Source organism: Stenotrophomonas sp. YJH_SMC_4, from assembly GCF_059371575.1.
The window spans coordinates 666139-674929 of the sequence record NZ_JCAFUR010000001.1; the positions used below are offsets into that span (position 1 = coordinate 666139).

Here is an 8791-nt window from a genome sequence, read left to right on the forward strand (position 1 = left end):
GGTGGCCACGCGCTGGGCACGACTGCAACTGCTGGCACGCCCGCGCAGGCCTGAAGCACTGCCGCAGCGCCTGGACCGCCATCGCATCTACGTGCTGCCCACCCGTTTCGGCCTGTTCGTCGCCGCGCTGCTGGCGGCAATGCTGCTGGGCGCACTGAACTACAACAACAACCCGGCGTTGCTGCTGGCCCTGCTGCTGGCGGCAGCGGCGATCGCCAGCGCCATCGCCGCGCACCTGCAGCTGTCCGGCGTACAGATCGACGCGATCTCCGCCGAGCCGGTTCCTGCCGGGCAACCACTGCGCCTGCGCGTGGACCTGTCACTGCGTGATCCGCGCGCACGCCACGGCCTGCACCTGCAGCTGGGTGACAGCGAGGCCTGGACCTCGCTGCCTGCACACGGCCGCGGTGAAGTGGAGCTGCACGTTCCCAGCGAACGCCGCGGCTGGCTGGAGCTCCCGCGCATCCGCCTCTCCACCACCCAGCCACTGGGCCTGGTGCGGGCATGGTCGTGGGTGTGGCCGGAACAACCGCTGCTGGTCTATCCGCAACCCGAGGCGCTGGCCCCTGCACTGCCGGAAAGCGGCAACGATCCGCTGCACACGCGCGCCCACGCCAGTGGCGAGGAACTGCATCAGCTACGGCCCTATCGTGCGGGCGATGCGCCACGCAGCATTTCGTGGAAGCACTCGGCACGCCGCGACAGCCTGCTGGTGCGCGAGTACGAAAAGCCGGTTGGCATCGAAGTCATCCTCGATTGGCGCACGCTGTCCCCGCTGGGCCATGAAGCACGCATCGCGCGTTTGGCGCGATGGGTCGACATGGCCGAGCGCGAAGGCCGCCGCTACACCCTGCTGCTGCCTGCACACCCGCCGTTCGGGCCAGGCCAGGGCGCCGGCCACCACCACCTGTGCCTGCGTGCACTGGCATTGATGCCGCATGACTGAGACCACGCCCGCGCTCGACCGCAATGCCCGCAACTGGACCCTGGCCAGCGCGGCGTTGGCGCTGTTGCCGTTGCTGCTGCAGTTGCCGCCCCTGCTGGCGGGCGTGATCGCGGCCGCAGCGCTCGTGACTGCGGTCCTGTCGTGGCGGAAGGTGCTGCCCATGCCGGTGCGCCTGCTGCTGGTGCTGGCCATGCTCGGTGCCATCGCCTGGCAGATGGGGATGGTCCGACCTGGGCGCGATACCGGTTGCGCCCTGCTGGCAGCGATGCTGGCGATCAAGTCCAGCGAACTGCGCAGCCGGCGCGATGCCCGCAGCCTGCTCGGGTTCGCGCTGTTTTCCCCGTTTGCGGCGTTCCTGCTCGACCAAGGACCACTGACCACGGTGTTGGCCGCACTGGCGGGGATCAGCGCGCTGCTCGCCCTGCAACGGCTGGCCGGGGATGAAGGCCACGCCGCGCCGCTGCCCTTGCGAGGGCAGCTGCGCGGCGTTGGCCGCCTGCTGGCGATCGGCCTGCCGCTGGCATTGGCCTGCTTCTGGCTGTTCCCGCGCCTGGCCACGCCACTGTGGGGTGTTCCCGAGCGCGCCGTGGGTACGCCGGGGTTGTCCGACAGCATGGAGCCCGGCCAGTGGCTGGACCTGATGGCCGACGATGCCCCGGCGCTGCGCGTGCAGTTCTTCGGCGAGGTACCCGAGCCGATGCAACGCTACTGGCGAGGACCGGTACTGACCGCCTTCGATGGCCGGCGCTGGACACGTGACCGCGCCAGCGAGCGACGGCCGGCGGCCGTGGTCGAGGCCGGCACGCAGGGCTGGGACTACCAGATCGACTACGAACCCACCGACCGCCGCCAGCTGGTGGCACTGGACCTGCCCAGCCGCGCGCCTGCAGGCAGCACGCTGGATGCGGACATGAGCCTGAGCAGCGAGCGGTCACTGGCGTCGCTGAGCCGCTGGCGGTTGCATTCGGCGCCACCACAACGCTTCGACAGCACGCTGTCACCCTATCTGCGACGGGCCGCGCTGCAGTTGCCCAGTGGCTTCAACCCGCGCACCGCCACGTTGGCGCAGCAATGGCGGCAGCAGGCTGGCAGCGATGACGAGGCCATCGTGCGCCGCGCGCTGCAGTGGATCACCACCGACTTCTCGTACACGCTGGACACCCCTGCGGCAGGGCGCGACCCGATCGACGAGTTCCTGTTCGGCTACAAGGCCGGCTTCTGTGAACACTTCAGCTCGGCCTTCGTGGTGTTGATGCGCAACGCCGGCGTCCCGGCACGGGTGGTGACCGGCTTTGCCGGCGGCACCTACAACCGCCTTGGCGACTACTGGATCGTGCGGCGGATGGACGCCCATGCCTGGGCCGAGGTATGGCTGCCGCAGCGCGGCTGGGTACGGGTTGACCCGACCGCAGCCGTGGCACCGGAACGCATCCTGGACACACTGGACGACCGCCTGCAGGCCGGTACGGACACGCCACTGCAGCAACGCTGGCAGCAGCTGGGGCAGATGGGCGACTGGCTGCGCCGCGGCTGGAACGACCTGGTGCTGTCATTCGATGCACGCCGCCAGCAGCAACTGCTCACGCCGTTCGGGCTGGATGATCTGGGCCCCACGCAACTTGTCGCTGGCTTCGTGGTGGCAACGATGCTGGCCTTGGCGTGGATGGCCTGGCTGCTGGCCCGTGGCGAGCGCGAACGCGACCCGCTGCTGCGCGCCTGGCACCGGCTCGGACGGCGCTACGCCCGCCTCGGCCTGGCCCGTGAACCGCACGAAACCGCACAGGACTGGGCCCAGCGGGTACACCGGCAGCGCCCTGACCCGGCCCTGCTCGCACTCAGCCAGCGTTTCGCCGACGCGCGCTACGCTGGAACTTGCACCGACCTCGCTTCATTATTGCGGGACCTGCGCAGGCATCGCCCGACTTCCGGAGCCTCCCCATGAACACCAAGTTCCTTCTCACCGCTGTGGCCACGCTGGCCCTGTCGGCCTGCGCCACGGCCCCCAAGCCGCTGCAGGGACAGTTCAGCCTGGTCTCCCCGCGCGACTCGGTCGCTACCCAGCAGGTCGGCACGCCGGTCCGTTGGGGCGGTCGCATCATCGAAACCAAGCCCGGCCAGGGCGAGACCTGCTTCCAGATCATCTCGCGCCCGCTCAATGGCAGTGGCCGCCCGAACACCACCTCGTCCGACGCCAGCGACGGTCGTTTCATCGCCTGCCGTGCCGGCTTCTACGACCCGGCCGTGTTCGAAGCCGGTCGTGACGTGACCTTCATCGGCAAGATCGACGGCTACCAGAACACCCGCATCGGCGAGTACGACTACCGCCTGCCCAAGCTGTCGGCCGATGTGATCTACCTGTGGCCGGAACAGCGCCAGGTCGACGTGGTGCCCTACCCATATGGCCCGTGGGGCCCGGGCCCGTATGGTCCGTACTGGGGCGGCTATGGTCGCTGGGGCTGGTGGTGATCGTCACCGCACAGGCATGACGGAAAAGGCCGCCCTCGGGCGGCCTTTTTCATCCGCGCATGGCGTGGACAGGGGCTTCAACGCCCAGGCGCACCGAAATGCCCCAGCGGCGCACCGGCCAGCAGGTGCATGTGGATATGGAACACGGTCTGCCCGGCATGCTCGCGGCAGTTCATCACGATGCGGTAGCCGTCCTGTGCGAAGCCCTCGCGGCGCGCATACTCGGCGGCAGCCAGCGCCAGCTTGCCGATCAGGTGCGCCTGCGACGGCTGCAGGTCATCCAGGGTCGGAATGATCTCGTTCTTCGGAATGAACAGCACGTGCACCGGTGCCTGCGGTGCGATGTCCTTGAAGCCCAGCACCTCGTCATCCTCGTAGACGATGGTGGCCGGGATCTCGCGACGGATGATCTTGCTGAAGAGGGTTTCGTTGCTCATGGTCGGCCTCGGCGGGGATGTCATCCGCATTGTAGGCCGGCCGCGCCGGGGGATGCCCGGCCGGCATTCAATCGCGGAATTCGCTGCGCGTTCCGAACGCGTGCGAGAGCGTGCCGCGATCGACGTATTCGAGTTCACCGCCAAGTGGCAGGCCCTGCGCCAAACGGCTCGGCTGCACCTTGCGTGCGCGCGCCAGCTGCGCCAGGTAATGCGCGGTGGCCTCGCCCTCGACAGTGGCGCTGGTGGCGATGATCAGCTCCTGCACCTCGCCTTCGGCCAACCGTCGCTCCAATTGCTCCAGGCCCAGCTCGCGCGGGCCGATGCCATCGAGCGGCGACAGCCGCCCCTGCAGCACGAAGTAGACACCGCGGAAGCCGGTGGCGTTCTCGATGGCCAGGCGGTCGGCCGGCGATTCGACCACGCACAGCTGGCTGCGCTCGCGGCTGCCGTTGGCACAGGTCGGGCACAGCTCGGTTTCGCTGAAATCGCGGCACTGCACGCAGTGGCCGATTCGCTCCACCGCCAATGCCAGTGTCTCGGCCAGACGCTGGCCACCTTCGCGCTCGCGCTCGAGCAGGTGATAGGCCATGCGCTGTGCAGTCTTCTGGCCGACGCCAGGCAGCACCCGCAATGCGTCGATCAATTGTTCAAGCAGGGGTGCGGACACGGCGGCATGCTTTCATGGCGTCGAGCACGCTCGACAGCTGTCTGTAGAGTCGAACCATGCTCGACCGAGGGTTGGAGCGGGCACCTGCAGCGGCAGGCGCCCCCTGGGAAATCAGAACGGCAGCTTCATGCCCGGCGGCAGCTGCATGCCGGCGGTGGCCGACCCCATCTTCGACTTCGACTCGGCATCGATCTTGTTCGAGGCATCATTGAAGGCGGCGGCGATCAGGTCTTCCAGCATCTCCGGGTCGCTGGTCAGCGACGGGTCGATGCGCACCTTGCGGCATTCCTTGGCACCGGTCAGGGTCACGCTGACCATGCCGCCGCCGGCGCTGCCGGTCACTTCGATCTTGGCGATTTCTTCCTGGGCCTTCTGCAGGTTTTCCTGCATTTTCTGGGCCTGCTGCATCAGTTGGGCGATGTTTCCGCGCATGGTGTCTTACTCGTCAAAAGAACGGATGGAATCGGAAACAACCCGGGCACCGTGCTGTTGGATCAGCACCTGCACTTCCGGGTCGTCCATGAAAACGGCCTCCGCCACCTGCTGCCGCTCACTACGCTGGCGGTCGGCACGCTGGTGCAGAGTCTCGGCCGGAACGTGTTCGGTTTCCACGGTCTCGACCACGATCTTCGGCGCCTGGCCGAGGGCCTTCTCCAGCATCTCGCCCAGGGCGGCCAGCGCGCGCTCCGAGCGCAGGTATTCAAATCCGGGCGAAAGGCCCAGTTTCAAGGTCCCGTGCTGGCAACTGATGAAGGCAGCGTTGGCGGCCAGCTGCCGCGACGGGCCGCTCAGGCCACTGTTGGCGACCAGATCCAGCCAGTCCTCGGCGCTGGCCAGGTCGCTCACACCTTCCAGCGGCGCATTCTCCTGCACTGGCGCCGGCTCGACCGGCGCGATGGCAATGCCTTCAGTGCGGAACGGGCGCTCGGGCGGTGCAGGCTCGCTGGGAGCCGCGACGGGAGCCGGCGGCTCATGCCAGGGCGCCACCATGGCAGCTTCCGGCCCAGCCATCTCGGCCGCCAGCGCCTCGTCACGTGCCTCGGCTTCGTCGGTGGCCCACGGCGGCAGGTCGTCGCCCACTTCTGTTTCAACGGACGGCGGCGCCGCTGCTTCGGCCTTCACCGGCGGCGGTGACACCGGCTCTTCCACCGGAACCGGCTCGGGCTCCGGCGTCGGGTCCGGTTCGGGTTGCGGGGCCGGCTCAGGTTCGGGTTCAGGTTCGCGCGGCGCGGCCTGCACCGGAGCGGCCACCTGCGCCACCACGGCCGGGCTTGCCGAAGCGGCGGCAGTCGCCGGCGTCGCTTCGTGGGTACCCGCACGGGTGCCACCACCGGCAGCATTGCCACCCGGCGCATTGCCTGCCCCCTCCACCGACTTCGGCACCGGCGGGACCGCCGCGGCCGGGCGGAACGCCAGCATGCGCAGCACGGCCATCTCGAAGCCCGCGCGCGGGCTCGGCGCCATCGGCAGGTCACGACGGCCGTTCAAGGCCATCTGGTACCAGAGCTGCACCACTTCCGGGCGCAGGCGCTCGGCGAATGCGGCGGCATCCAGGCCTTCGGCAACGGCCGCACCCGGTACCAGCTGCTGCACCTGGATGCGGTGCAGGCCTTCGGCCAGCGCTTCCAGCACGCCACTCCAGTCCGGCGAGAATTCGGCCAGCGCGGCCACCACCTGCAGCAGGCGCGGGCCATCGCCGTCAGCCAGCGCATCGAGCATCGCCGCCACCTGGGTGCGGTCGACCGTGCCCAGCATGGTACGCACCACGTCCTCGCGCAGCGCGCCGCCGGCATAGGCAATCGCCTGGTCCAGCAGCGACAGGCCGTCCCGCAGGCTGCCATCAGCGGCCTTGGCCAGCTGCACGATGGCACTGCCGTCGGCCTCGATCTCCTCGGCCGCCAGAATGCGGGTCATCTGGCCCTGGATCTGGTCCTCGTCCAGGCGCTTGAGGTTGAACTGCAGGCAGCGGCTGAGCACGGTGACCGGCAGCTTCTGCGGATCGGTGGTGGCCAGCAGGAACTTCACGTGCTCCGGCGGCTCTTCCAGCGTCTTCAGCAGCGCATTGAACGCCGCCTTGGACAGCATGTGCACTTCGTCGATCAGGTAGACCTTGTACTTGCCACGCGAAGGCATGTACTGCGCGTTCTCGATCACCTCGCGCACGTCGTCCACGCCGGTGTTGGACGCGGCGTCGATTTCCAGCAGGTCGATGTAGCGGCCGGCGTCGATATCCAGACAGGCTGCACACTGGCCGCAGGGATCGGCACTGGTGCCCTGTTCGCAGTTCAGCGACTTGGCGAAGATGCGCGCGATGGTGGTCTTGCCCACGCCGCGGGTGCCGGTGAACAGGAACGCGTGGTGGACCCGGCCGCTGTCCAGTGCGTTGCTGAGCGCACGGACCACGTGTTCCTGGCCCACCAGCTCGGCAAAACGCTTTGGACGCCACTTGCGGGCAAGGACGAGATAGGACATCAGGCCACCGTTTTCCATCGGATGTTCCATTGTGCCATGCCTGTCCAGCCCCCCTCGCCTCCGGCACATCTTTCGCGGGTTCCTGGCCGGGGTGCTTGTGAAGTGCCGCGCAGCCCGCTAGAATCTGCGCCCCTGCTGAGGCGTTTGCCGATGGCAGGGATCCGGAGAGGTGTCCGAGTGGTTGAAGGAGCACGCCTGGAAAGTGTGTAAGCGTCTAAACCGCGCTTCGGGGGTTCGAATCCCCCTCTCTCCGCCAGACAAACGCAAAAGGGCCGCCCACAGGGTGGCCCTTTTGCGTTTGTCTGGCGGATGGGATGGGTGGTGAGAAGCCCCGCCGGGGTTCGACGGTTCTGCAGGAGCAGAACCGGACAGCCGCAGGCTGGTCCCGGGGCGCAACGCGCATCGGGATCGGGTGCAGGGATGCACCCGACAATCCCCCTCTCTCCGCCAGATAAATGAAGAAGCCGCCCACTGGGCGGCTTTTTTATTTGGCTGGCGGGAAGCGCGGCAGATACTACCGAACTGAACAGGCCCTGCCGCCAGGGGCAGGTCCAACGGTCCGCCCGCCGACAGCGCGCGATCCGCTGCGAGTCACCTGCGCCGGAGCAGTCCCCGCACGCAGGCGCCGACGAACGCCAGCCCCAGCAGCATCCACACGACCGTCATTCCCCACAGCGCACCGAACGTGTCCAGGACCGGGTCCAGGCGCGGTTGCGCCGGATCGTACAGCACGCGTACCGGCTGTCCAGGCTCATAGCCGAAGATCATGCCACCCTGCGGGTAAGAGACGCGTTGGCCGGTCGCGGTGGTGAACGCAATCTGCGGATGCGATCCGCCCGCGTTCAGGCGCTCGACCTGGCCATCGACGGCCTGCGCGATCTGCAGGAACTCAAGGCGATGCGTCACTTCGAAGGCGGCCACGGCAAGGATCAACAGCCCCACCGCGCCAAACAGCAGACCGCGCATGACCTGGGCAGTCCGGGAAAGAGAAGGGTCGGGCATCGCTGGGCAGCTCCGTTGCAGGCAGGAAGACGAATGGGGCCGGCGGATCCTGCCGCGCGGTCAGTCCCACGTGTCGAAAGCATAGCCCAGGAGCCGCCGCGCCCCGCTGCATGCCATCGCGGCCGCATGCGCCTCGCCACTGACGCACCCGCCTGGTGCAGGCGCCTGTGTTCCGCACAGTCATTCGAAGTGGGCGAAATCATCCGTGAGAAGATCGACTCCGCTCCATGTACCTTGGAGCACTTCGGCGCCCCTGCGGCCTCGTCGTGCGATACCCCCCCTCGAGAAGGACAACGTCTGGACGGTTGAAATGCGCCCGGGCAACGCCAAGGCATTTTCCATGAACCTCCGCCTCTACCGCCCCGCCGATGCCAGCGCCTGCCTGTCGATTTTCGACAGCAACGTGCCCACCTACTTCGCGCCCGAAGAGCGCAGCGACTTTGAGCGCTTCCTGCAAGAACAGGCCATGGACTGTGCATTCCAGGTCATCGAGCGAGATGGCAGCATCGTGGCGTGCGGCGGCCTGTCGCGACGCGGCGACGGCAGTGCCGGTTTCTGCTGGGGCATGGTACAGCGCGCGCTGCACCGGCATGGACTGGGCCGGGAACTGGCGTTGGCACGCCTGCGCCAGGCCGAAGCGGATCCCTCGATCAAGCGCATCACGCTCAGTACCAGCCAGCACACCCAGGGCTTCTATGCTGGCCTGGGCTTCCAGGTGACGCGGATCGTTTCCAATGGCCACGGCGCCGGGATCGATGCTGTGGAGATGGAGCGGAGGGTCTAGCCCTCCGCACCGCCCTG

The 8791-nt window shown here is 68.0% G+C and carries 9 protein-coding genes and 1 tRNA gene; 5 read left to right on the forward strand and 5 right to left on the reverse strand.

Annotation, left to right across the window (positions count from 1 at the left end):
* The first annotated feature begins 1 nt into the window (after window position 1).
* The 3 genes from AC5P9F_RS03200 to AC5P9F_RS03210 are packed head-to-tail and all read left to right on the forward strand — an operon-like array spanning window position 2 to window position 3412.
* A complete protein-coding gene (locus AC5P9F_RS03200) occupies window positions 2-946 on the forward strand; it encodes a DUF58 domain-containing protein (RefSeq protein WP_005408303.1) in 945 nt (314 codons plus the stop codon).
* A complete protein-coding gene (locus AC5P9F_RS03205; protein ID WP_060380412.1) occupies window positions 939-2888 on the forward strand; it encodes a transglutaminase TgpA family protein in 1950 nt (649 codons plus the stop codon). The genes AC5P9F_RS03200 and AC5P9F_RS03205 overlap by 8 nt, the downstream gene beginning before the upstream one ends.
* Window positions 2885-3412 carry a Slp family lipoprotein gene (locus tag AC5P9F_RS03210; protein ID WP_005408301.1) on the forward strand — a complete coding sequence of 176 codons (528 nt, stop codon included), beginning with the start codon at window positions 2885-2887 and terminating at the stop codon, window positions 3410-3412. The genes AC5P9F_RS03205 and AC5P9F_RS03210 overlap by 4 nt, the downstream gene beginning before the upstream one ends.
* Window positions 3413-3489: 77 nt before the next feature.
* Here AC5P9F_RS03210 and AC5P9F_RS03215 read toward each other — a convergent pair whose 3' ends face one another.
* The 4 genes from AC5P9F_RS03215 to dnaX all read right to left on the reverse strand — a co-directional run bounded on the left by AC5P9F_RS03215 (window position 3490) and on the right by dnaX (window position 6988).
* Window positions 3490-3849: a histidine triad nucleotide-binding protein gene (locus AC5P9F_RS03215; RefSeq protein WP_005408300.1), complete on the reverse strand. Its 360-nt coding sequence runs from the start codon at window positions 3847-3849 to the stop codon at window positions 3490-3492.
* A 67-nt stretch (window positions 3850-3916) separates the two neighbouring features.
* Window positions 3917-4516: a recombination mediator RecR gene (gene recR / locus AC5P9F_RS03220; RefSeq protein WP_005408299.1), complete on the reverse strand. Its 600-nt coding sequence runs from the start codon at window positions 4514-4516 to the stop codon at window positions 3917-3919.
* A gap of 111 nt (window positions 4517-4627) precedes the next feature.
* Window positions 4628-4948, reverse strand: coding sequence for a YbaB/EbfC family nucleoid-associated protein (locus AC5P9F_RS03225; RefSeq protein WP_005408298.1), 321 nt, complete (start codon window positions 4946-4948; stop codon window positions 4628-4630).
* A 6-nt stretch (window positions 4949-4954) separates the two neighbouring features.
* Entirely contained in the window at window positions 4955-6988 is a 2034-nt protein-coding gene (gene dnaX, locus AC5P9F_RS03230; protein ID WP_165931272.1) for a DNA polymerase III subunit gamma/tau, read from the reverse strand.
* Window positions 6989-7151: 163 nt separating this feature from the next.
* On the opposite strand from dnaX, the gene AC5P9F_RS03235 reads away from it, so the two are divergent.
* Window positions 7152-7244 (forward strand) — tRNA-Ser (locus AC5P9F_RS03235).
* Window positions 7245-7579: 335 nt separating this feature from the next.
* Here the strand turns inward: AC5P9F_RS03235 and AC5P9F_RS03240 are convergent.
* On the reverse strand, window positions 7580-7990 hold the full coding sequence (locus AC5P9F_RS03240) for a DUF3592 domain-containing protein (RefSeq protein ID WP_239498936.1): 411 nt from the start codon (window positions 7988-7990) through the stop codon (window positions 7580-7582).
* Window positions 7991-8330: 340 nt separating this feature from the next.
* On the opposite strand from AC5P9F_RS03240, the gene AC5P9F_RS03245 reads away from it, so the two are divergent.
* Window positions 8331-8774, forward strand: a complete 444-nt coding sequence (locus AC5P9F_RS03245; protein WP_033835198.1) for a GNAT family N-acetyltransferase — start codon at window positions 8331-8333, stop codon at window positions 8772-8774.
* Window positions 8775-8791: the final 17 nt, after the last annotated feature.

What these genes read in the sequence shown, in the direction of transcription:
- AC5P9F_RS03205 (WP_060380412.1), top strand. Translation starts at nt 939, where the DNA reads ATGACTGAGACCACGCCCGCGCTCGACCGCAATGCCCGCAACTGGACC.
- AC5P9F_RS03210 (WP_005408301.1), top strand. Translation starts at nt 2,885, where the DNA reads ATGAACACCAAGTTCCTTCTCACCGCTGTGGCCACGCTGGCCCTGTCG.
- AC5P9F_RS03215 (WP_005408300.1), bottom strand. Translation starts at nt 3,849, where the DNA reads ATGAGCAACGAAACCCTCTTCAGCAAGATCATCCGTCGCGAGATCCCG.
- AC5P9F_RS03225 (WP_005408298.1), bottom strand. Translation starts at nt 4,948, where the DNA reads ATGCGCGGAAACATCGCCCAACTGATGCAGCAGGCCCAGAAAATGCAG.
- dnaX (WP_165931272.1), bottom strand. Translation starts at nt 6,988, where the DNA reads ATGTCCTATCTCGTCCTTGCCCGCAAGTGGCGTCCAAAGCGTTTTGCC.
- AC5P9F_RS03240 (WP_239498936.1), bottom strand. Translation starts at nt 7,990, where the DNA reads ATGCCCGACCCTTCTCTTTCCCGGACTGCCCAGGTCATGCGCGGTCTG.
- AC5P9F_RS03245 (WP_033835198.1), top strand. Translation starts at nt 8,331, where the DNA reads ATGAACCTCCGCCTCTACCGCCCCGCCGATGCCAGCGCCTGCCTGTCG.